This window comes from Aquabacterium sp. (genome assembly GCF_041909175.1).
In the GTDB taxonomy this organism is placed as follows: Bacteria; Pseudomonadota; Gammaproteobacteria; order Burkholderiales; family Burkholderiaceae_C; genus Aquabacterium.
Genome location: NZ_JAYRDZ010000001.1, coordinates 237,417 through 260,840, shown reverse-complemented (window position 1 = coordinate 260,840; position 23,424 = coordinate 237,417). Strand labels below are relative to the sequence as shown.

General features: G+C 62.7%; 18 protein-coding genes. 12 read left to right on the top strand and 6 right to left on the bottom strand.

Going from position 1 to position 23,424, the window contains the following annotated elements; genetic code table 11:
• The first annotated feature begins 131 nt into the window (after window positions 1–131).
• The 10 genes from ACE3PH_RS01095 to speB all read left to right on the top strand — a co-directional run bounded on the left by ACE3PH_RS01095 (window position 132) and on the right by speB (window position 11,742).
• Window positions 132–935, top strand: a complete 804-nt coding sequence (locus ACE3PH_RS01095) for a gamma-glutamyl-gamma-aminobutyrate hydrolase family protein (RefSeq protein WP_374315620.1) — start codon at window positions 132–134, stop codon at window positions 933–935.
• Between the two features lie 106 nt (window positions 936–1,041).
• Complete coding sequence (locus tag ACE3PH_RS01090; protein WP_374315618.1) at window positions 1,042–2,409, top strand: glutamine synthetase family protein; 1,368 nt, start codon at window positions 1,042–1,044, stop codon at window positions 2,407–2,409.
• Window positions 2,410–2,434: 25 nt separating this feature from the next.
• The gene (locus ACE3PH_RS01085; protein ID WP_374315616.1) at window positions 2,435–3,571 is read left to right on the top strand and encodes a polyamine ABC transporter substrate-binding protein; all 1,137 of its coding nucleotides are present in this window, start codon (window positions 2,435–2,437) and stop codon (window positions 3,569–3,571) included.
• Window positions 3,572–3,602: 31 nt separating this feature from the next.
• Window positions 3,603–4,715, top strand: a complete 1,113-nt coding sequence (locus tag ACE3PH_RS01080) for an ABC transporter ATP-binding protein (RefSeq protein ID WP_374315614.1) — start codon at window positions 3,603–3,605, stop codon at window positions 4,713–4,715.
• Between the two features lie 12 nt (window positions 4,716–4,727).
• The gene (locus ACE3PH_RS01075; protein ID WP_374315612.1) at window positions 4,728–5,645 is read left to right on the top strand and encodes an ABC transporter permease subunit; all 918 of its coding nucleotides are present in this window, start codon (window positions 4,728–4,730) and stop codon (window positions 5,643–5,645) included.
• Entirely contained in the window at window positions 5,642–6,508 is an 867-nt protein-coding gene (locus ACE3PH_RS01070; RefSeq protein WP_374315610.1) for an ABC transporter permease subunit, read from the top strand. The genes ACE3PH_RS01075 and ACE3PH_RS01070 overlap by 4 nt, the downstream gene beginning before the upstream one ends.
• Before the next feature lie 53 nt (window positions 6,509–6,561).
• The gene (locus ACE3PH_RS01065; protein ID WP_374315608.1) at window positions 6,562–7,947 is read left to right on the top strand and encodes a DUF3138 family protein; all 1,386 of its coding nucleotides are present in this window, start codon (window positions 6,562–6,564) and stop codon (window positions 7,945–7,947) included.
• Window positions 7,948–7,970: 23 nt separating this feature from the next.
• A complete protein-coding gene (locus ACE3PH_RS01060) occupies window positions 7,971–9,464 on the top strand; it encodes an aldehyde dehydrogenase (RefSeq protein ID WP_374315606.1) in 1,494 nt (497 codons plus the stop codon).
• Window positions 9,465–9,504: 40 nt separating this feature from the next.
• The gene (locus tag ACE3PH_RS01055; RefSeq protein WP_374315604.1) at window positions 9,505–10,797 is read left to right on the top strand and encodes an NAD(P)/FAD-dependent oxidoreductase; all 1,293 of its coding nucleotides are present in this window, start codon (window positions 9,505–9,507) and stop codon (window positions 10,795–10,797) included.
• Between the two features lie 18 nt (window positions 10,798–10,815).
• On the top strand, window positions 10,816–11,742 hold the full coding sequence (gene speB / locus ACE3PH_RS01050; protein ID WP_374315602.1) for an agmatinase: 927 nt from the start codon (window positions 10,816–10,818) through the stop codon (window positions 11,740–11,742).
• On the opposite strand, the gene ACE3PH_RS01045 is transcribed toward speB, so the two are convergent.
• The 3 genes from ACE3PH_RS01045 to gabT all read right to left on the bottom strand — a co-directional run bounded on the left by ACE3PH_RS01045 (window position 11,733) and on the right by gabT (window position 15,929).
• Window positions 11,733–13,040 (bottom strand): Glu/Leu/Phe/Val dehydrogenase, encoded by a 1,308-nt coding sequence (locus tag ACE3PH_RS01045; protein ID WP_374315600.1) that lies wholly within the window; start codon window positions 13,038–13,040, stop codon window positions 11,733–11,735. The genes speB and ACE3PH_RS01045 overlap by 10 nt on opposite strands.
• A gap of 63 nt (window positions 13,041–13,103) precedes the next feature.
• Window positions 13,104–14,585 carry an NADP-dependent succinate-semialdehyde dehydrogenase gene (gabD, locus tag ACE3PH_RS01040; RefSeq protein WP_374315598.1) on the bottom strand — a complete coding sequence of 494 codons (1,482 nt, stop codon included), beginning with the start codon at window positions 14,583–14,585 and terminating at the stop codon, window positions 13,104–13,106.
• A 30-nt stretch (window positions 14,586–14,615) separates the two neighbouring features.
• Window positions 14,616–15,929 carry a 4-aminobutyrate--2-oxoglutarate transaminase gene (gene gabT / locus ACE3PH_RS01035; RefSeq protein WP_374315596.1) on the bottom strand — a complete coding sequence of 438 codons (1,314 nt, stop codon included), beginning with the start codon at window positions 15,927–15,929 and terminating at the stop codon, window positions 14,616–14,618.
• Window positions 15,930–16,062: 133 nt separating this feature from the next.
• Between gabT and ACE3PH_RS01030 the strand changes: the two genes are divergently transcribed.
• Complete coding sequence (locus ACE3PH_RS01030; protein ID WP_374315594.1) at window positions 16,063–17,553, top strand: PLP-dependent aminotransferase family protein; 1,491 nt, start codon at window positions 16,063–16,065, stop codon at window positions 17,551–17,553.
• Window positions 17,554–17,555: 2 nt separating this feature from the next.
• Here the strand turns inward: ACE3PH_RS01030 and ACE3PH_RS01025 are convergent, their stop codons facing one another.
• From ACE3PH_RS01025 to ACE3PH_RS01015, 3 genes are read right to left on the bottom strand one after another with little or no spacing between them, the layout of a single operon-like run.
• A complete protein-coding gene (locus ACE3PH_RS01025; protein ID WP_374315592.1) occupies window positions 17,556–18,110 on the bottom strand; it encodes a YbhB/YbcL family Raf kinase inhibitor-like protein in 555 nt (184 codons plus the stop codon).
• Window positions 18,111–18,164: 54 nt separating this feature from the next.
• Complete coding sequence (locus ACE3PH_RS01020) at window positions 18,165–18,455, bottom strand: helix-turn-helix domain-containing protein (RefSeq protein ID WP_374315590.1); 291 nt, start codon at window positions 18,453–18,455, stop codon at window positions 18,165–18,167.
• Window positions 18,452–19,018, bottom strand: coding sequence for a lipocalin family protein (locus tag ACE3PH_RS01015; protein WP_374315589.1), 567 nt, complete (start codon window positions 19,016–19,018; stop codon window positions 18,452–18,454). The genes ACE3PH_RS01020 and ACE3PH_RS01015 overlap by 4 nt, the downstream gene beginning before the upstream one ends.
• Window positions 19,019–19,451: 433 nt before the next feature.
• Between ACE3PH_RS01015 and ACE3PH_RS01010 the strand changes: the two genes are divergently transcribed.
• Window positions 19,452–23,240 (top strand): SIR2 family protein, encoded by a 3,789-nt coding sequence (locus ACE3PH_RS01010; protein WP_374315587.1) that lies wholly within the window; start codon window positions 19,452–19,454, stop codon window positions 23,238–23,240.
• Window positions 23,241–23,424 lie beyond the last annotated feature (184 nt).

Below are 23,424 nucleotides of genomic sequence, written 5' to 3'. Positions count from 1 at the left end.
GAGAACCCCGAATTGGGGCAATCTTCTCTCGACAGAAGGCAATAAGTGGACCAAATTACCGGCTACAAGTGGCCCTTCCTATTGGACCACTACCCCGGTATCGTCACCCTAACGTCATTTTTGTGACAAGCATGGTCTCCCCTGATACACCCTCCGCTCTGACTCCGCTGCCGCCGAACGCCCCTCGGGTGCTCGTGCCGGCGTGCAACCGGATGATTGGCCGGCACCCCTTCCACATCGTTGGTCAGAAGTACGTCGAAGCCGTGCGACTGGCTGGCGCCCTGCCTGTCGTCGTGCCCTTCGCTCAACCTGAAGAGATCGACAACTGGCTGGCCATGGCCGACGGCGTGCTGCTGACCGGCTCGCCTTCCAACGTGCACCCCAGCCATTTCGATCAGGATGTGCACAACCCCGAGTTGCCGCTCGACCCCACGCGTGACCAGTGGACCCTGCCGCTGATCCGCCGGGCCGTCGAGATGGGGCTGCCCTTGCTGGGCATCTGCCGCGGCTTCCAGGAAACCAATGTGGCGCTCGGTGGCAGCCTGCATCAGGCCGTGCACGAACAGCCCGGCCTGAACGACCACCGTGCCATGTCGGACGAAAACCCGATCGAGGTGCAATACGGCCCGGTCCACCCCATCCACGTTCAGCCTGGCGGCTTGCTCGACAAGCTGCTGCCCGCCGCTGACGCCCAGGTCAACAGCCTGCATGGTCAGGGTGTAGCCCGCCTGGCCGACGGCACCCGCATTGAAGCCACCGCTCCCGATGGGCTGGTGGAAGCCTTCTCCGTGACCAAGGGTCCGGGATTTGCTCTCTGTGTGCAATGGCATCCCGAGTGGCAAGCCGCGACCAATCCTGTTTCGATGGCCATCCTGCGCGCTTTCGGTGCAGCGTGCCAGGCCTGGCGCGACACGCACCGCCCACCGGGACGCTGAGCCCCCGCTCAGCCGCTTCTCTCCATGCGCCTTCGTCCGCGCATGCCCGGCCTGAGGACCTGATCAACTTCAACACAGGTCCCCGTGTCGTTTACCAGTCATGCACATGAACAGCCCTCAAATCCAATCGTTCGCTGATCTCGACCAGTGGTTCTCTGAACAACGCGTCACCGAGGTGGAATGCCTCGTACCTGACCTCACCGGCGTCGCCCGCGGCAAGATCCTGCCCCGCGACCGTTTCTCCGAAGACCGCGGCATGCGTCTGCCGGAAGTCGTCGTCGCCATGGGCGTGACCGGCGAATTCCCCGAATCCGGCCCCTACTACGACGTCATCACCCCCACCGACCGCGACATGCACCTGCGGCCGGACCCCACCACCGCCCGCATCGTCCCCTGGGCCACCGACCCCACCGCCCAGGTCATCCATGACTGCTACGACCCCGAAGGCAAGCTGGTGCCCTATGCACCGCGTTCGGTGCTCAAGCGTGTGTGCGAACTCTATGAAGCCAAGGGCTGGGAGCCCGTTGTGGCGCCCGAACTCGAGTTCTACCTGGTCGAACGCAACCTCGACCCCGACCTGCCCCTGAAGCCGCCCAAGGGCCGCAGCGGCCGTTCGGAAACCTCGCGTCAGGCCTATTCCATCGACGCCGTCAACGAGTTCGATCCGCTGTTCGAAGACATCTACGACTACTGCGAGAAGATGGAACTGAACGTGGACACCCTGATCCACGAAGTCGGCGCCGGTCAGATGGAGATCAACTTCTTCCACGCCGCTCCGCTGGGCCTGGCCGACGAAGTGTTCTTCTTCAAGCGCACCGTGCGCGAAGCCGCCCTGCGCCACGACATGTACGCCACCTTCATGGCCAAGCCGATTGCCGGCGAGCCGGGTAGCGCCATGCACGTCCACCAGAGCCTGATCAACAAGGCCACGGGCAAGAACCTGTTCAGCAACCCCGATGGCACGGCCAGCAAGGAGTTCTACTGGTACATCGGCGGCCTGCAGAAGTACATCCCCGCCGCCATGGCCCTGTTTGCACCCTATGTGAACAGCTATCGCCGCTTGGCGCGCTTCACCGCAGCCCCCATCAACATCCAGTGGGGCACCGACAACCGCACCGTCGGCCTGCGCTCGCCTGTCTCGTCACCTGCCGCCCGCCGTATCGAAAACCGCGTGATCGGTGCCGATGCGAACCCCTATGTGGCCCTGGCCGCCACGCTGGCCTGCGGTTATCTGGGCATCGTCAACCAGATCGAGCCGAGCCCCGAATGCAAGGGCGACGCCTACCTGGGCGACTACGGTCTGCCCCGCAGCCTGGGTGAGGCACTGGAGTTGCTTCGTAATGAAACGGACCTGGCTGAAGTGCTGGGTACCGAGTTCGTCACGGTCTACACCGAGATCAAGGAAATTGAACACGCCGAGTTCATGAAAGTGATCTCGCCGTGGGAACGCGAACACCTTTTGCTACACGTCTGACCGCCCTTCCAACAAAGGAACCACCATGTCTCGTGAATCTTCCCATCGATCCTTTCGAAGCCTTCTGAAACCGCTGGCCGTGGCCGCCCTGGCCGTGGCCGGTCTGGTGGGCCAAACCGCCCACGCCGATGAAGAGAAGGTGCTCAACATCTACAACTGGTCGAACTACATCGCACCAGACACGATCGCCAACTTCGAAAAGGAAACGGGCATCAAGGTCCGCTACGACGTTTTCGACAACAACGAAATCGTCCACGCGAAACTGGTGGCCGGCAAGACGGGCTACGACATCGTGGTACCTTCGTCGTACTGGGCCAAGCTGCAGGCTGACAGCGGCCTGCTGCAAAAGATCGACAAGAGCAAGGTTCCCAACTGGAAGAACCTGGACCCGGCCCTGCTGGCCCAGATGGCCAAGCTGGACCCGGGCAACCAGTACATGGTGAACTGGCTGTGGGGCTTTGACACCATCGGCATCAACGTCGACAAGGTCAAGGCTGCCCTGGGCAACCTGCCCATGCCGGAAAACGCCTGGGACCTGGTCTTCAAACCTGAATACATCAGCAAGCTCAAGAGCTGTGGCGTGTCCTTCCTGGACTCTCCCACCGATGTGATCCCCTCGGTCATGCACTATCTGGGCAAGCCCCCGTTCAGCCGCAGCCTGGGTGACTACTCTGGTGTGTTGCCCCTGCTCAAGAGCATCCGCCCCTACGTGACGCTGTTCAGCTCGTCGGGCTACATCAACGACCTGGCCAACGGTTCGCTGTGCGTGTCGATGGGTTACTCCGGTGACATCAACATCGCCAAGCACCGCGCCATCGAAGGCAAGACCGGTCAGCACATCGAAGCCCTGATCCCCAAGACTGGTGCTGCCCTGTTCTTCGACACCATGGTGATTCCTGCCGATGCGCCTCACCCCGAGAACGCACACAAGTGGATCAACTACATCCTGCGTCCTGAAGTGCATGCCGGCCTGACCAACTCGGTGTTCTATGCGAACCCGAACCTGGCCTCGCGCAAGTTCATCAAGCCTGAAATCGCCAACAGCCCTGCGGTCTACCCATCTGCCGAAGAGATGAAGAAGATGGTTCAGCCTGATTCGCTGAACAACGACATCCGCCGTCAGATGACCCGCATCTTCACCTCGTTCAAGACGGGTCTGTAAACCCCTCTCGCATTTCTCTGGAGCATCGTTCATGAGCACTGCTCATTCCCCTGACGGCAAGGAAGCCTTCCTCCGTATCGACAACGTGGTCAAGGACTTCGGCGGCGGCGCTGTCGCAGTCAACCACGTGAGCATCGACATCGCACGCGGCGAGATCTTCGCACTGCTGGGTTCCAGCGGCTGCGGCAAGACCACGCTGCTGCGCATGCTGGCCGGCTTCGAAACACCGACCTCGGGTCGCATCGTGCTCAATGGCCAGGATCTGGATGCTCTGCCGCCTTACCAGCGGCCGATCAACATGATGTTCCAGAGCTATGCGCTGTTCCCGCACCTCACGGTGTGGGACAACATCGCCTTCGGTCTGCGCCGTGACGGCCTGCCCAAGGACGAGATCGCGGAGCGCGTGGAGTCCATGCTCAAGCTCGTTCAGTTGAGCAAGTATGCCAAGCGCAAACCGCATCAGCTTTCCGGTGGGCAGCAGCAACGTGTGGCCCTGGCCCGCAGTCTGGCCAAGAAGCCCCAACTGCTGCTGCTCGATGAACCCCTGGGCGCGCTCGACAAGAAATTGCGCGAAGCTACCCAGCTCGAACTGGTCAAGATCATCCACGAAGTGGGTGTGACCTGCGTGATGGTGACCCACGACCAGGAAGAGGCCATGACCATGGCCAGCCGCATCGCCGTCATGAGCGAAGGCCGCATCCTGCAAGTGGGCGCGCCTGGCGACATCTACGAAACCCCGGCCACCCGCTTTGTGGCGGACTTCATCGGCAACGTCAACCTGATGGACGGCACCCTGGTGGTCGATGAATCCGACCACGTCGAGATCGAATGTGCCGATTGCCGCCACATGGTGGGCCACGGCATCACCGGCACGGTCGGCATGCAGGTGTCTGTCGCCCTGCGCCCGGAAAAGATCACCCTCACACACCTGGAGCCTGCGGGCCCCTGCAACCGCGCCACGGGCACGATCCGCGATCTGTCGTACTTCGGCAGCTTCACCGTTTACCACGTGCAACTGGCCAGTGGCGCAGCCATGAAGGTCTCGATGGCCAACACCCGCCGCCATGCCGAAGACCAGCTGCGTGTGGGCGACACCGTCTGGGCACATTGGGACAGCTCGTCCCAGGTGGTCCTGACCCAGTAAGGAGCGCACGCCATGTTCCTAGAGAAACTCCAGGCGGGGCGCAAGGCGGTGATCGGCATCCCGTATGCCTGGTTGCTGCTGTGCTTCCTGCTGCCCTTCCTCATCGTCTTCAAGATCAGCGTGTCCGAGATGGACGTGGTGACCTTCAAGGACCTGGTGACCTGGGCCGAAGGCGTGCTGACCATCCAGGTCAAGTTCGGCAACTACATCTACATCACCCAGGATGACCTGTACTTCAAGACCTATCTGACAAGTCTGAAGTACGCGGCCGTGACCACGCTGTGGTGTCTGGTCATTGGCTACCCCTTTGCCTACTTCATGGCCCGCGCCAAAGCTGCACTGCAACCGGCGCTGCTGATGCTGGTGATGCTGCCCTTCTGGACCTCCTTCCTGCTGCGTGTCTACGCCTGGAAGGGCCTGCTGAGTGAAGGGGGCTGGGTAGCCGACGTGCTGCAAGCCACCGGCATCGAGCACCTGCTGGCAGCCGCTGGTCTGATTCCGAGCGCTGGTCAGCTGATGAACACGCCGTTTTCGCTGATCGTCGGCATGGTCTACACCTACCTGCCGTTCATGATCCTGCCGCTGTTTGCCAACCTGTCGAAGCTGGACCTGCGCTTGCTGGAAGCCGCCTCCGATCTGGGTGCCACTGCCTGGGTGACCTTCTGGCGCGTGACCGTGCCGCTGTCCCGTGGTGGCATCGTGGCCGGGTCGATGCTGGTGTTCATCCCTTGCGTGGGTGAGTACGTCATCCCCGAACTGCTCGGTGGCCCATCTACCTTGATGATCGGTCGCGTGCTGTGGGATGAGTTCTTCAGCAACAACGACTGGCCGATGGCTTCCAGTGTGGCCGTGGTGATGATTCTGCTGATCATCGTGCCGCTGGCTCTGTTCAACAAGGCGCAAGCCGATGCGCAGAAGGACCGTCGATGAGCCGCCTGCCCTCCACTCCCTTCACCCCGGCGTTCAACCGCCAGTTCGGCCGCGGCTGGCTGGCTGCAGGGTTCCTGTTCCTCTACCTGCCCATCCTGGCCCTGGTGTTCTACTCGTTCAGCGCGTCGAGCGTGCCCAATGTCTGGGGCGGCTTCACACTGAGCTGGTACAGCGCCCTGCTCAATGACCAGGAACTGCTGTCCGGCCTGGGCCTGTCACTGCGCATTGCGACGGCCACGGCCTTCGGCTCGGTCATCCTCGGCCTGCTGGCGGCCTTCGCCCTGGTCAAGTACCCGCGCTTCAAGGGCCGCACCATGTTCGCTGGCATGGTCAACGCGCCACTGGTGATGCCGGAAGTCATCATCGGTCTGTCGCTGCTGCTGATGCTGGTGTCCATGCAGCGCGCCCTGGGCTTCCCCGAGCGCGGTGCCGGCACCATCTGGCTGGGTCACCTGCTGCTGGGCATGGCTTACGCCACCGTGGTGCTGCAAGCCCGTCTGAAGGAGCTCAACCCCTCGCTGGAAGAAGCCGCCATGGACCTTGGTGCCCGTCCGGCCCAGGTGTTCATGCTGGTCACCCTGCCGTCCATCATCCCGTCGCTGCTGTCCGCCTGGCTGCTGACTTTCACGCTGTCACTTGACGACGTGGTGCTGTCGGCCTTCCTGTCGGGCCCAGGCTCCACCACCTTGCCGCTGGTCATCTTCTCGCGAGCCCGTCTGGGCCTGAGCCCCAGCATCAATGCCGTCGCCACCGTGATCATCACCGTGGTCGCCATTGCGGTGGTACTGGCCAGCTGGCTGATGGCCCGTCGCGAACGCTTGATCGCTGCAGAACAAGCTGCAGCACAACGCGAAGCCAACTGATCGCCCCTTTCATCCACTCACTCACCTTGACTGCCTCTTACCTAGGAGCACCCATGAAGAAAGCCTGGACACTAGCCGCGTTGAGCCTCGCCCTGGCCGCGGCCTACCCTGCGGCCCACGCAGCCCCCAACGACGACATCCTCGCTGAGCTGAAGGCCCTGAAGGCCAAGGTGAATGAGCTGGAGCAAAAGCTGCAAGCGCAAGATGCCAAGATCGCCGACATGCCCCAGGGCATGACGCCTGAGCAGCAGGCCGACTTCAACCGCATCGCCGTCAAGACCGAAGCGCTGGAAGATGGCCGTGACTCGCTGGGCTTCAAGGGGCTGAAGATCTCGGGCTACATGGACCCGACCTACATCTACAACCAGCGCCGTGACCGCGCCGGCTTCCAGTTCCTGAACAACGTTTCTGAAGGCGACTCCTACAACTACAGCTACGACAATTCCTACTTCGGTGCTGCCGTGATCGATTTCCTGAAAGAAACCGATGGCGGCACGCGTTGGCACTTTGCCTTGGCCCCCAACCGCGGTGTGGGCGCCACGTTCAATGGCAATTCACCGATCCAGGAAGCCTCTGTTTCGGTTCCGCTGACCGACCTGCAGACTCGCCTGATCGCCGGTCAGATTCCTGACTGGTCGGGCTACGAATACCTGCAAGCCCCGCTCAACAAGCTGATCAGCCACAACCTGCTGTTCGACTTCACGCTGCCCACCGCCTACACCGGCGCCGGCCTGGAGCTGACACGTGATCAGTGGATCATCAAGGGCGTGCTGGCCAACGTGAATACCAGCAAGCGTGCAGACGGTCGCACCGCGCCCGCTTTTGCCTACCGTGTGGACTACGCCAAGGGTGAATTCCAGGGCTTTGGCTTTGCTGGCGTGCATGGCCAGGCTGCCAACGGCACCACACTGGTGGCTGACGGCGCACCGGATTCCCGCATCGACCTGTTTGAAGCCGACGGCTACTTCATCCGCGGTGACTGGACTGTGCAAGGTCAGATCAGCTTCGGTCGTCAGAAGGACGCTGCGATTGCCCTGTCGTCAACTGGCGCGTTGCAGGATGCCCAATGGTGGGGCCTGTCTGGTCTGGCCGCATATAAATTCAACCCGCGTTTTGAAGGCACCGTCCGCGCCGACTACCTGAACAACAGCAAGCATGGCGGTGGCCTGCTGGGCTATGCGACGGCCGATGACATCAACGGTATCGGCCCCGATGCGCTGGTTTGCCCAGACACCGGCGTTGTCGATTCCGGCTGCTCCAAGGGCGCCAACCGCGCTGCGCTGACCTTTGGTCTGAGCTACCTGTGGGACCTGAACACCACGTTCAAGGTTGAGTACCGCTACGACTGGGCCAGCAAGTCCGTGTTCCTCGATACCGGCAGCGGTGACTACAAGAAGAGCAACCAGCTGCTGGGTGCTTCCGTCGTCGTCACCTTCTGATCTCTCCACAAGGCATTTCTCTCATGAGCACCTCCTCGGTGAACTGGCATGAACGCGCAGCCGCCCTGCGCATCGACGGGCGCGGCCTGATCGATGGACTGCGCTGCGCGTCCCTGACCGGACAAACCTTCGACAAGCACTCTCCGGTGGATGGTCGCCTGCTGGCGCCCGTTATGCGGGGTCAACAGGCTGATGTGGACGCTGCCGTGCACAGTGCCCGCGCCGCCTTTGCTGACCGCCGCTGGGCGGGGCAAGCTCCGGCTGCCCGCAAGAAAGTGCTGCAACGCTGGGCCGAGAAGGTGCTCGCTGCCCGTGATGAACTGGCTCTGCTCGAAACGCTCGACATGGGCAAGCCCATCCGCAAGAGCCTCAACGTCGACGTCGTCTCCTCGGCCAACTGTCTGGCCTGGTATGGCGAAGCCGTCGACAAGATTTACGACGAGATCGCGCCCACGGCCTCCACGGCCTTGGCGCTCATCACCCGCGAGCCCATGGGTGTCATCGGGGCCATCGTGCCCTGGAACTACCCCATGATCATGGCGTGCTGGAAGCTGGGCCCGGCCCTGGCGGCCGGCAACAGCGTGGTGCTCAAGCCCTCTGAAAAATCTCCCTTTACCGCCGTTCGGCTGGCGGAACTGGCCATTGAGGCCGGCCTGCCGCCGGGCGTGCTCAACGTCATTCCCGGCTTCGGTCACGAAGCAGGTGAAGCCCTGGCACTGCACCCAGAAGTCGATGCCATCGGCTTCACCGGCTCCACCCGCGTGGGCCGCCGCATGCTGAGCTATGCCGGCGAGAGCAACCTCAAGCGCGTCTACAACGAGCTGGGTGGCAAGTCGGCCTTCCTGATCTTTGAAGACAGCGATGTCGAAGCCGCTGCCCGCACGGCCGTGGGCGCGGTGCTGTTCAACCAGGGTGAGTCGTGCAATGCCCCGACCCGCATCCTGGTGCAGGAATCGCTGATGCCCGAGGTGCTCGCCGCCATGCGCGACGAAGCCCGCAGCTACGAGCCGGGCGACCCTCTCGACGAAGCCACCAACATGGGCGCCGTGGTCGACCAGGGCCAGATGAAAACCGTGCTGGGCTACATCGACAAGGGCCTGGCCGAAGGTGCCGAGCTGGCCTGTGGTGGCCAGCAGGCTCGCCAGGACAGCGGCGGCTTCTATGTGCAGCCCACCGTGTTCGCCGGCGTGCGCAACGACATGGTCATTGCCCGCGAAGAAATCTTCGGCCCCGTCATGGGGGTGATCCCCTTCCGCACCGAAGCCGAAGCCATCGCCCTGGCCAATGACAGCCAGTACGGCCTGCAAGCCAGTGTGTGGAGCAAGCAGATTGACCGCGCCCACCGCGTGGCGCGTGCGCTGCAAGCCGGCACCGTGCACGTCAATCAGTACGACGAAGACGACATCACCGTGCCCTTCGGTGGCGTCAAGCAGTCTGGCAACGGCCGCGACAAGTCGCTGCACGCTTTCGACAAATACACCGAGCTGAAAACCACCTGGCTGCGTATCGAACCCTGACACGCGGCCCTCTCACCCGACCTTCGAGTCCTTTCGCATCATGTTTACCCACAAGCCCTCCCTCGACCACGCTCCCTCCCTCTACGCCGCCACCGGTCTGCCGCAGCCCGAGCGACCGGCGCTCCAGGGCGCCATCGAGGCCGATGTCTGCGTCATTGGCGCGGGCTACACCGGGATGTCGTCGGCACTGCACCTGGCTGAAGCCGGCTTCAAGGTGGTGGTGCTGGAAGCGGCCCGGGTGGGCTGGGGTGCATCGGGCCGCAATGGCGGGCAACTGGTGCACAGCTACTCGCGGGACATGGATGTCATCGAGTCCCGCTACGGCAAGCAAGCCGCCCAGACCCTGGGCAGCATGGCTTTTGAAGGCGCGCAGATCATCAAGGAACGCATCGAGCGCTACAACATCGACTGCCATTTCAAGAAGGGTGGCGTGTTCGCTGCCCTGACCGACAAGCAGGTTGGTCACCTCGAGAACCAGCAAGCCCTGTGGGCCCGTTTCGGCCACAAGGACATGACGATGCACGATGCCGCGGAATCTGAAAAGATGACCGGCTCCAACCGCTACAAGGCCACCCTGGTCGACCACAGCACCGGCCACGTGCACCCGCTGCGCCTGGCTCAAGGCGAGGCCCTCGCTTTCGAACAGCTCGGCGGCCAGATCTATGAACTGTCGGGCGTCACCAAGATCGACCGAGGCGAGCCTGCCGTGGTCCACACGGCCCAAGGCCAGGTCAAGGCCCGCTTCGTGATCGTGGCCTGCAACGCCTACATCGGCGAGCTTGAGCCCCGTCTGGCTTCGCGCTCCATGCCCTGCGGCACCCAGGTCATCGCCACCGAGCCGCTGGGCGACCGCTTCCCCGAAATACTGCCCACCGACTACTGTGTCGAAGACTGCAACTTCCTGCTGGACTACTTCCGCCTGTCGGCCGACCGCCGCCTGGTCTACGGTGGTGGCGTGATCTACGGTGCCCGCGAGCCGCACCACATCGAGTCCATCATCCGACCGAAGCTGCTCAAGACCTACCCGCAGCTGAAGAATGTGCGCATTGACTACGCCTGGACCGGCAACTTCCTGCTGACGCTGACCCGTCTGCCCGAAGTGGGTCGCCTGGCACCGAACATCTACTTCTCGCAAGGCTGTTCGGGTCACGGCGTCACCTTCACGCACCTCATCGGTCGCGTGCTGAGCGAGGCCATCCGCGGTCAAAGCACCCGCTTCGACGCCTTTGCCAACCTGCCGAGCTACCCCTTCCCCGGCGGTCGTGTGTTCCGTGTGCCGTTCACGGCCATCGGCGCCATGTATTACGACCTGCGCGACAAGCTCGGCATCTGACGTCCGGACAAGGCAGCCATGGCCGACCACGAGTTTGCGTTCCTCTCGCAGAACACCTTCCTCAAAGCGCCGGCCTTTGACGGTGCCCGCCCCTATGCGGTGGCGGGCGTCGCGTGGGATGGCTGTGTCACCAACCGCCCCGGCGCCCGCTTCGGTCCGGATGCGATCCGCCGCTCCAGCCACATGCTGTGCGACGGCACGCACCCGGTGTTCGACACCGTGGCGCTGGATCACCTGACCGACCTGGGCGACCTGGCCCTGCCCAACACCTCGCTGGAAGCCATGCGGGCCATCCTGCAGGCGCAGGCCAGCCTCATGCTCAAGCGCCACCACATGGTCTGGCTGGGTGGGGACCACTCCATCACCTTGCCCTTGCTGCGTGCCCTCAAGGCCCACCATGGTCGCCCTCTGGCGCTGCTGCATTTCGACGCGCACTGCGACACCTGGGTCGACCACTTTGGCGAGCCCTCAGGCCACGGCACCTGGACCTACGAAGCCCTGCAGGAAGGCCTGGTCGTGCCCGAAGCCACGGTGCAGATCGGCATCCGCTCCTCAGGCGTGCGTGAGGCGCGCGAGTATGTGAACGATGTGGGCGGCCGGGTCTTCACCGCGCGCGAGCTGCGCGGCTGTGAAAGCCCATCGCAACTCGGCTTCGTGATCGACGAGATCCGCCGGCGCCATGCGGCCGCTGGTGCCCCGCCCATCTACCTGACGCTGGACATCGACTGCCTGGACCCCGCCTTTGCCCCCGGCACCGGTACGCCCGAGCCGGGTGGCCTGAGCTCCAACCAGGTACTCAGTCTGCTGGAAAGCCTGCATGACCTGCCCTGGGCCGGCATGGACTGTGTCGAAGTCTCGCCGCCCTACGACCACGCCGAGCTCACCAGCTCGGCGGCCGCCACCTTTGTGTGGACCTACCTGAGCGGCCTGCTCGCTCAGGGGTAAAGCCCGCGGTCCTGACGGGCCAGCAAGATGCGCTCGCACGCCACCGCAAACGCGGCCGTGCGCAGCGAAATCTGCAGCGCATCGGCCTTGTCCCAGATAGCGCCCAGCGCGTCGACCATGATCTTGTCGAGCCGGTCGTTGATCTCGGCTTCGGTCCAGAAGTAGCTCGAGAAGTCTTGCACCCACTCGAAGTAGGACACGGTCACCCCACCCGCATTGCAGATCACATCCGGCACGACCAGGATGCCCCGCTCGGCCAGCACCGCATCGGCAGCCGGTACCGTCGGGCCATTGGCGCCTTCCAGCACCATCCAGGCCTGCAGGCGCGTCGCGCGGTCGGCCGTGATCTGGCCTTCCAGTGCTGCCGGGATCAGGATGTCGCAAGGCACATCCCAGAAGCGCTCGTCGTCCAGCGGCTCGGCACCGGCAAAGCCCTGCACGCTGCCGTGTTCGGCCCGGTGGGCCTGCAAGGCCGGCACATCCAGCCCCGCATCGCGGTAGACCGTGCCGGTGTCGTCCTGCACAGCCACCACACGGGCGCCAGCCTGGGCAAAGAGCTCAGCGGCCACGCTGCCCACATTGCCAAAGCCCTGCACGGCCACACGCACGCCTTCCAGCGCCAGCTTCTGGCGGCGCAAGGCCTCTCGCCCAGCAATGAACACCCCACGTCCAGTGGCCTTCACACGGCCCAGCGAGCCGCCCAGGTGCACCGGCTTGCCCGTGACCACGCCGGTGGCGGTGGCCCCCACGTTGGCCGAATAGGTGTCCATCATCCAGGCCATGATCTGGCCATTGGTGTTCACATCGGGCGCGGGAATGTCACGTTGCGGCCCGATCAACAAGCCGATCTCGCTGGTGTAGCGGCGTGTCACTTTTTCAAGCTCGCGCACAGACAACTGGTGCGGGTCAACGCGCACCCCGCCCTTGGCCCCGCCATAGGGCAGGTTCACGGCAGCGTTCTTCACGGTCATCCACGCCGACAAGGCCATCACCTCTTCCAGGGTGACGCCGGGGTGGTAGCGCACACCGCCCTTCCCAGGGCCGCGGCTCAGGTTGTGTTGCACGCGGTAGCCCTCGAAGTGGCGCACCGTGCCGTCGTCCATCTCGATGGGGATGTCGACAATCAGCGCGCGCTTCGGGCGCTTGAGCGTATCCGCCCAGCGCGACAGCGACCCCAGGTAAGGGATCACGCTATCGACTTGAGCCAGGTAAGTGCCCCAGGCGCTGTCCGGTTCCGGGCGGACATAGGACAGCGCCTGCAAATCACCCGTGAGGGTGGATGCGGGTTTGGAAAGCATGACGACAGAGACTCCTCAGATACAAGAAAGACGCCACTGGCGCCACGCTGACCGTGGCGCGGTTTAACCCGGCTGGCTGTCCAGCCCGGCCATGGCCAGGTACTTGGTCACCAGGTAGTCGTCCATGCCCAGGTGCGAGCCTTCACGGCCCAGACCCGACTGCTTGACGCCACCAAACGGTGCCACCTCGTTCGAGATGATGCCGGTGTTGATGCCCACCATGCCGTACTCCAGCGCCTCAGCCACACGCCAGATGCGTCCGATGTCGCGGCTGTAGAAGTAGCTGGCCAGGCCGAACTCGGTGTCATTCGCCATGGCGATGACCTCGTCGTCCGTCTGGAAGCGGAACAGCGGCGCCAGCGGGCCGAAGGTTTCTTCCTTGGCCACACGGGCGGTCGGCGGCACATCGACCAGCACGGTCGGCTCGAAGAAGGTCTGACCCAGCTCGTGGCGCTTGCCACCGGACAGCACCCGCGCGCCGCGCTTGACCGCGTCGGCAATGTGCTGCTCGACCTTGTCGACCGCAGCCGCATCGATCAGCGGGCCTTGCGTCACACCGGCTTCCAGGCCATTGCCCACCTTCAGCTTGGCCACTTCGGCGGTCAGCTTGGCGGCAAAGGCGTCGTACACCTTGTCTTGCACATACAGGCGGTTGGCACACACGCAGGTCTGACCGGCGTTGCGGTACTTCGAGGCCAGCGCCCCTTGCACAGCCTGGTCCAGATCGGCATCGTCGAACACGATGAAAGGCGCATTGCCGCCCAGTTCGAGCGACAGCTTCTTGATCGTGTTGGCCGATTGCGCGTAGAGCAGGCGACCCACTTCGGTCGAACCCGTGAAGGTGAGCTTGCGCACGACCGGGTTGGCCGTGAGCTCGCCACCAATGGCGCGGGCATCACCCGTGATGACCTGGAACACACCAGCGGGCACGCCAGCGCGCTCGGCCAGCACGGCCAGAGCCAGGGCCGACAGCGGGGTCGACTCGGCGGGCTTGAGGATCATCGGGCAGCCAGCGGCCAGGGCCGGGCCAGCCTTGCGGGTGATCATTGCCAGCGGGAAGTTCCACGGCGTGATCGCGGCACACACCCCGATGGGCTCGCGCACCACCAGCAGGCGGCGGTCGTTTTGCGGGCTGGGGATGGTTTCACCGTAGATGCGCTTGGCTTCTTCGGCAAACCACTCGATGAACGAGGCGGCATAGGCCACTTCGCCACGGGCTTCAGCCAGCGGCTTGCCCTGCTCGGTGGTCATCAGCACAGCCAGGTCTTCGGCATGGGCCAGGATCAGCTGGAACCAGCGCTGCAGCACCGCGGCGCGGGCCTTGGCGGTCTGGCGGCGCCAGCCGGCCCAGGCCAGGTTGGCCGCGTCAATGGCACGGCGCGTTTCCACGGCGCCCATCTCGGGCACGTTGGCAATGTGTTCGCCCGTCGCCGGGTTGAACACCTCGATCACGGCACCGTTGTCCGCATCGGTCCAGCGGCCCTCGACGTAGGCCTGCTGACGCAGCAGGTCGGGGTCCTTCAGGGCAATCGGTGTCAGACTCATCTTCGTCATTCCTTCGCGCAATGCTGGGGATCAGGCTGCCAGGATGGCGGCTTCCAGGATGTCCAGGCCTTCGTTGAACACGGTGTCCTCGATGGTCAGCGGGTGCAGGAAACGAACCACGTTGCCATACACGCCACACACCAGCACCATCAGACCACGGGCCAGGGCTTCCGCCTGCACGCGCTTCGTGAAGTCGGCGTCCGGTGCATGGGTCTTCGGGTCGAGGAACTCGACAGCCACCATGCTACCCGGGCCACGCACGTCGGCAATGGTGGGAACCTTGGTCTTCAGGCCGTTCAGGCGGGCCTTCAGGCGGTCGCCCAGCACCACAGCGCGCTCTTCCAGCTTCTCGGTGTCGATGATGTCCAGCACGGCGTGGGCAGCGGCCACGGCCAGCGGGTTACCAGCATAGGTACCGCCCAGGCCACCAGGCTGCGGTGCGTCCATCACGTCGGCACGGCCACACACGCCAGACAGCGGCATGCCGCCGGCCAGGCTCTTGGCGAAGGTCATCAGGTCGAATTCGACGTTGTAGGCCTGCGAGGCAAACAGCTTGCCGGTACGGGCGAAACCGGTCTGGATTTCGTCAACGATCAGCAAAATGCCGTGCTCGTCGGCAATCTTGCGCAGGCCTTCCACGAAGTCGGCCGGGGCCGGGTTGAAACCACCCTCGCCTTGCACCGGTTCGAAGATGAAGGCGGCCACGCGTGCCGGGTCGATGTCGTTCTTGAACAGCTGTGCCAGCGATGCCAGGGCATCTTCCGTCGTCACGCCATGCAGCGGGTTGGGGAACACAGCGTGGTACACGTCACCAGGGAAGGGACCAAAGCCGCGCTTGTAAGGCATCACCTTGCCGGTCAGCGCCATGCTGAAGAAGGTGCGGCCGTGGAAGGCGCCATTGAAGGCGATCACGCCCGGGCGGCCAGTGTACGAACGGGCGATCTTCACGGCGTTTTCAACGGCTTCGGCGCCGGTGGTGAAGAAGGTGACCTTCTTGGTCGACTTGCCCGGTGCGCGCTGTGCAATCTTCTCGGCCAGCGAGACGTAAGAGGCATACGGCACCACCTGGTAAGCCGTGTGCGTGAAGTGGTCGAGCTGTTCCTTGATGGCCGCCACGATCTTGGGGTGACGATGGCCGGTGTTCAGCACGGCAATGCCGCTACCGAAGTCGATGTAGCGGCGGCCTTCGATGTCCCACAGCTCGGCGTTCAGGGCCTTGTCGGCGTAGAAGCTCTGACCCACGGCCACGCCACGCGGGGTGATGGCGTCCTTGCGGGCCACCCACTCGGCGTTGCTGCCCTTGAAAAAGCCGGAATCAAGTTTGAAATCTGTGCTGTTCGACATGATGGAAGTCACCTGGATCAGAAAAGGAGGAAGAGGAGAACCTGACCATCAGATTAGGCAAATTTGGTTCTTCAAAAAAGATCCACTCTGGTAAATTTGATAGAACCACTTTGACGCCTGTGCGTCGACCTCCATGAGCACCACTTCCCTGTCTGACTGGTTGCAGCAACACCTGGTGCGCGACCAGGGCGAGCCCACCTACCGCCAGCTGCACCGCCTGCTGCGCGGCGCCATCCTCGAAGGACGGCTGCCTGCCCAGACCCGACTGCCCTCCACCCGGCTGCTGGCCTCAGAGCTGGGCATTGCGCGCAACACCGTCATCGAGGTCTATGCCCAACTCGCGCTGGAAGGGTGCGTCAGCAGCGTGCAAGGCAGCGGCACCGTGGTGTCCGACGTGTCCGGCGAGCGCATGCTCGACGTGGCCCTGGCCCCCGGCCAGCCTGGTGCCAACACGCCCGATGCCAACCTGACCCTCCTCTCGCCCCGCGGGCAAGACTTGCTGCGCCTGGCCGGGGTCAGCAACCGCCAGTGGGGTGCCTTCATGCCCGGCGTGCCCGATGTCACCGCCTTCCCCGCCCGCACCTGGACACGCCTGCACAACCGCTACTGGCGCAAGCCCCAGCCCGAGCACCTCAGCTACGCCCCCGGCGGCGGCCTGCCCGCCTTGAAAGAAGCCCTGGCCGCGCACCTGCGCACCGCCCGCTCGGTCAACTGCGAGCCCGAGCAAATTGTCATCACCACCGGCAGCCACCAGTCCATTGACCTCACCCTGCGCCTGCTGGCCTCACCGGGCGACCACGTGTGGCTGGAAGACCCCTGCTACTGGGGCCTGCGCAGCACCCTCGCCTCGCTGGACGCCCACATGGTGCCCGTGCCGGTGGACGACGAAGGCATGGCCTGGCAACACCTGCCCGGCCTGCCCAACCCGCGGCTGATCCTGGTCTCGCCCTCTCACCAATACCCGCTGGGCACGGTGATGAGCCTGCCGCGCCGCCAGGCCCTGCTGGCCCAGGCCCGCGCGCAAGATGCGTGGATCATTGAAGACGACTACGACAGCGAATTCCGCTACGGCAACCGCCCCCTGCCCAGCCTGCAAGGCCTCGACGACAGTGGGCGTGTGATCTACGTGGGCAGCTTCAGCAAGATGCTGTTTCCCGGCCTGCGCGTGGGCTACCTGGTGGTGCCACGCAGCCTCAGCAGCGCCTTTGCCACCGGCTCGGCGGCGCTCTACCGCGAAGGCCAATCATGGCTGCAAGCCGTGCTGGCCGACTTCATCCGCGAGGGGCACCTCACCTCGCACATCCGCCGCATGCGCGGCCTCTACAGCCAGCGCCGCCAATGCCTGCTCGAAGCCATTGAGCGCCACTTCGGCACCCGCTTTCCGGTACTGGGCGACAACGCCGGCCTGCACCTCGTGCTGCGCCTGCCCGACCACATTGATGACGTGCAACTGGCCGAGCAGTCCCTCGCCGCCGGCGTGGCTGTGCGCCCGCTCAGCCGCTACCACGCCGATGCGCGACAGGCCCCGAAGGGCCTGCTACTGGGCTATGCCTGCGTCGCGCCAGAAGCTATCGGGCCCGCGTTTGATGTGCTGGCGGGAGTCATTTCAGCGATGTGCGGCTGAGCTCACCGCCCGTAGAGCCCGGTCATCACCGCCGTGCCGATGGCATTGGCACGCGTCATGTAGCCAATCAAGGCTGCAGAGGCATTGGGCGGCACGGCCAGGTGGTCGGTCTTCAAGGCATACAGCGTGAACACATAGTGGTGCGCCGGGTCACCCACCGGCGGGCAAGCGCCGCCAAAGCTGTGGCTGCCATAGTCGTTGGGCCCCTGCTTCGCGCCGGCAGGCAGCGCCGGCCCCTTGTCCGAGCCGGCATTGGCAGGCAACTCGCGCACATCCGCGGGGATGTCGTAGACCACCCAGTGCCACCAGCCCGAGCCGGTCGGCGCATCGGGGTCGTACACGGTCAGCACCAGGCTGCGGGTGCCCGCAGGCACGCCAGACCACGTGAGCGCAGGCGACTGGTTCCCCCCCTCGCAGCCAAAGCCCTGGAAGACTTGTTGGGCAGACATGCGGCCGCCGTTTTCAAACGCCGTGGTGGTCAGCGAAAAAGGCTCGGCATGCGCTTGCAAAGCCAACACAGACAAAGCCAGCGACGTCAGATACCGATGAAGTTTCATGATCAGTTTCTCCTTGATGTGAAACCGATCATGCGCGGCGGCGCCCCACCCCGGTTAGCCGTTTGCAACCAGACTTTGGCCGTTTTCGTTCATCTCGTCGTGCCCGTGCTGATCGACCAGCTCGGCCCGCACCACCGACGGCAGCACACCCCAACGCTGCAGAAACATGGCCGTGAAGCGGCTGTGTGAAGCCCACCCGCACATCTGGGCCACTTCGCCCACAGCAAGGTCACCCCTTTGAAGCAGGGCCAGGGCAATCTCCAGGTGCACCTCGCGCACGATGGCAGCCACAGACAGCTGCTCGCCCTCCAGGCGGCGACGCAGCGACGAGGCGATGATCTTCATGGGGTGGAGATGCTCTGCGCGGTGCGCTCCAGCTTGGCAGTATCAAACCCCATCTTCGCCAACCTGTCCAGCAAGCCTTGATAGGCCACCGGGTCCACCTGCGGTGTGCGTGACAGCACCCACAGGTATGCGCGGTTGGGTTCGCTCACCGCCGCCAACTGGTAGCGCTCGTCCAGGTCGATCACCCAGTAATTGGCCCATACGAACGGCAGAAACGACAGCCACGCGGGTGCAAAGCGCACTTCCAGCTTGGGCGAGGTGGCCGGGCCCACCTGCCTCGCTGCCGCCACGGCTTGCGTCATCTCGCCCGAGGCCGTGCGACAGCGGTTGACAACCTGCAGCGAGCCATCGAGGTTCGCGCTGTATTGGGCCGTGGTGTCGCCCGTGCACTGCCGCTGAAAGCGGTTGGGGTATTTGGCGATCTCGTACCAGACACCCAGGTAACGGGGCACGTCGAGCGCGGGGATCGGGGTCAAGGCGGCGGGGGCCGACGACACCTCGGCAGCCAAGGCATTCACGGCGCCCAGGCACAACAGGGCGGCCATCAGGGGTGGTTTCAACATAGATCGTTTCAACATGGCAGGGCCTCACGGATGATCGCAAGCCTACACAGCCTTATAAGCCCTCAAGGCCTTCGGGGGCACATGCCAGTCGGCGAAACAGGGGACTGCTTTGCAGCGGGAGCAGCCCGTCGAATCGCTGAACTCGATGCCCAAAAACGGCCCCCCAATGCGAGGACCTATCAACTATAAACAGCTCCTGAGAGTCGAACGCGTTCCCTAGCACGAGACACAGGGTTCCAATGAAGGCTGGCGCATGTACTTTGTTAGCCTCAGCGTGGGCCATAGAGCGCGCGTAAAGTGCCTAACGGTCGACCGCAAGAATCCAGGTCCGCAAAACCTTGGCCGTGGTCGGACCAAGGTAGCATCTGACTTATCGTAGTCGTGCAGGTCATCAAGTTGACGATACGCCCTGCAACCCAAGCACACTTGAGACATGCGCTTTATCCCGAATGGTCCCAGCATTCCAGATGAACTACTGACGGCGAGGGATGCGGGTCAGGTTCTTTTTTTCTGCGGCGCAGGGGTCTCGCTGGCTAAAGCCAAGCTCCCCGATTTCGTCACGCTGGCAGAGCGAGTCCTTGAGATCCTCGGCTCCGGCCTCAATAGTTCCGCTAGACTGCTTTTCAATCAAGCAAAGGCTCAACCTGGAACGGTTGCCACAGACCGGATCTTTGGGCTCTTGGAACGAGAGTTCGATCCATCGGATGTTCGTGAAGCTGTGGCGATGGCTTTGACGCCTCCGAACGAAGCTAGCTTGGGCGCGCATCGACTGCTTCTCGATCTTTCGAGAGACAAGGCGGGAGTGCCAAGGCTCGTAACGACGAATTTCGATGTTCTATTCGAAGCTTGCGAGCCTGGGATTGATTCGTTTAACCCTCCGGGTCTACCCGATCCACGTCGGCCGCAAGACTTCCGCGGAATAATTCATCTCCACGGCTGCGTGGACGATGCCTATCGCGGTGCGCGTGACAACGAATTTGTCCTCTCAAGTGCAGATTTCGGCCATGCCTATCTTGCTGACGGCTGGGCGTCGAGATACATACAGTCCCTGCTGCAGCGTTTCCGCATCGTATTTCTAGGCTACTCGGCAGATGATCCGCCCGTGCAATATCTTCTGGAGGCGCTGAACCGATTCGCAGCACCTTCACAATCGCTTTATGCGTTTCAAGCCGAAAATGCGTCGGAGGCCTTGGCCCAGTGGGCTCATAAGGGTGTGACGCCGATACCGTATGACAGCGCAAATCATCATGCAGCCCTCTGGGACACCTTGTCTGCCTGGGCTGGGAGAGCCCGAGACGTTGAAGCCTGGCACCAGCAACTTCTCAAATCCGCCTCCGAGCGCGGACCAGCTCAAATGGCGCCGCACGAGCGCGGCATGGTCGCGCACCTTTTCTCGACTGTGGAGGGTGCTCGGTTCATAGCTGGGTCCAAGACACGGCTGCCGGCGACGTGGCTCAGCGTTATCGATCCGCAACTGCGATATGCCAAGCCACATCTGAGTGGACTGTCCCCTAACGCTAGCTGTCGGTTTGATCCTTTTGATGCATATGGGCTGGACTTCGACGAGCCGCCTGCGCCGATGGATCTAGCCAATCACTATGCCTCACGCGAGGTTCCTGAGGGGGCCTGGAATGGGCTTGCCTGTCAGGTGAGTGAGTTGTGCGACGTCGAACCTTCACCCAACAGAGGAAGCCGTGGGCTTACGACTGATAGCTCTCACGGCCTCCCTGCCCGATTGGGTCACATTGGCTCTTGGTTGATCAGTATTGCCCATCAGCCTGCTGCGCTTTGGTGGGCCGCAGGGCATGCGGCACTTCACCCCTACGTTCTCGGCGGTATCGAGCGTAGGCTTATTTCAGATCAGGGAATCACACCAGCTCTTCGAGCCGGATGGCGGATGGCGATCGCTTGCATGCGAGATCGGGCGGGTAACGCCGACTACCGATCTCACATGATTGATGCTCAAGCGAAAGCTGAGGGTTGGTCAACGCCACTTGTCCGCGAGGCAATCAATGTTTACAAACCCCAGTTGACTCTAGATCGCCCATTTAATGCCATGGTTCCGGAGACAGACGCCGAGGCGGAGCTGAGCGCCCTTGTCCGCTTTGACGTTGACTACCCTCACCCACACCGTCCGATCGATGTCCCGGCTGAATTCCTTGCCTACGGCGTCGGGCAATTCCGTCAGGCCCTGGAATACGGCCTGGATCTCGAGCGCGAAGTCACCGGCAGGGACGTGCCATATTTCGACACCATTCGAGCTGACGACGGGAAAGTGCTGCCAACTGATGCTCACGGGCTGACTGGCCATCTTGTACTGTTCACGAACCTCGTCTCCAAATTGGCGGAATACGATGTTGATGCTGCCAGGCGCGAGGTGGCGCAATGGTCTCAGCGTCAGCACCAAGTCTTCATACGACTGAAGATCTGGGCGGCCGGTCGAGCCGATCTCACCACGCCGGAACAAGCCTATCAAACGGTGCTCGATCTAGACGACGAGACGTTCTGGTCCTCGCGCCAAGAACGAGATCTGCTTTTCAGTCTCCGAGATCGATGGAACGAGTTTTCGTCGTCACTTGCTAGAGAGATCGAAGTTCGCCTTCTCACGAGTGACATCCCTTGGTTGAAAGGGCAGCCTGATCTAGCCGCGAGCATGGCGCACATACGACTGAACCGACTGCATTGGCTTTCGTCTCGCGGCGTGCAGTTCAATTTTGACTATGGCTCCGTATTCACAGACCTCCGAATACTCGCGCCTGAATGGGACGAGCAATCAGCTCAGCAGACCGCACAACCTCAGGTTTCCGAGGCGTTCTTTCTGACCATGGACGTCGATCCCACCGAAATCGATCGCCTACCGCTCGGGGAAGTGCTGGCAAAGGTCCAGGCACTTGCTGGAAATGACTTTTTCGCTCGATTGCACAGAGATCCGTTTCTCGGGTTGGCCAAAAGTCGCCCATCGAGAGCGTTGAGCGTGCTTACTTGCGCCAAGAAGAAAGGATCATTTCCAGCGTCGGCTTGGTGGTCCTTTCTTACGGCCCAAGCGGAGGAATCCTCCCGTTCTAGGCGGTTGCTCATTGCCATTGCAGCTCGACTCGCACGTCTAAACACCAACGATTTGGTGAAGATTTTGCAGCCAGCATCAACCTGGACGCATAACGAGCATCAGCGATTGCAACATGAGTGTCTTGCGACGTTTGAAGCACTGTGGAGTGCCTTAATGGATGCACTCCGCTCGCCCATAACAGAGCTTCCGAGGAGCCGATCTGTTCCGCGACGGTGGGTGGATGAAGGCTTGAATAGTCCTGCAGGGCGATTGGCAATGGCGCAGCGGCAGCAGTTGGCTGAGGTCAACCAAGAGTTCAAGGAGCTTCCTAGAGCATGGAAGCTCAGAACAGAGGAACTACTCAGTCTTCCTCAGGATCACCGGAATCACGTGATTGCGATGATCGCAGCGGATGTGGGACGGCTTTATCAGGCCGACCAGCGGTGGACTGCAGAGCAACTACTTACAGTCCTAGCTAGGGATGATGAGATGGGAGTTGCTGCGTTCTGGGATGGATTCTTGTGGGGCGCACGCGGGATACACGCCGATCTCTTCCCCCAACTCAAAGCGGGACTGATGAAACTTGCACAGGCACCGGAGTTGGCTGACAGGGACCAGACCAGATCTATCGCCGGTTTGCTCTTGGCTACGTGGAGTGACTGCAAGCGGCGCGCTGATTCTTCGCCGCAACTCTCCGACGTGGAACTGAGGGAGGTTCTTATCCAAGCAGACGATAGGTTCCGCATGCAAATGCTTTGGTACGTTGAGCATTGGTGCAAAGATGACAAAGCGAACTGGTCAGAATTCCTCATACCCTTCCTTACAAAGGTCTGGCCTCGGCAGCTTGCTGCACGCACGCCGAGTGCATCTGCGCGGCTCGTGGCTCTGGCACTGGCGCTCCCTGATCGATTTTTGGAGATTGCCGATGCGGTTCAGCGACAGCTTGTCGTGTCGAACAACTCCTTCATGAACCTATTCAATGAGGAGCACAAACAGATCGCGGAGAGGCATCCGCTTGAACTGCTAGCAATCTTGTCAGCCTCACTTGGCGAAGACCCGTCGAGTTGGCCCTACGAAATTGGGAAATTGCTCGCAGTTCTCGCCGAGCAGCCTCTGACGAGATCGGATCCCAGATTGATCATGCTGCGGGAACGCGAGCAGCGGGGTATGCGGTAGGCTGACCGAAGGTGCATCTTTATCGACGATTTCTGGGTCGAAATGCCGGGAAGATTGACCTCGCCTCCCGCCGTACCAGCTTGGCGCTCTCTGCATGGATCTGATGAGATGCAAAGCAGTCCCTGGGGAACTACCGCAATCAGCCTGAGGCCGACCGTCTCTGAACTATTGCCCCCTAATCCCA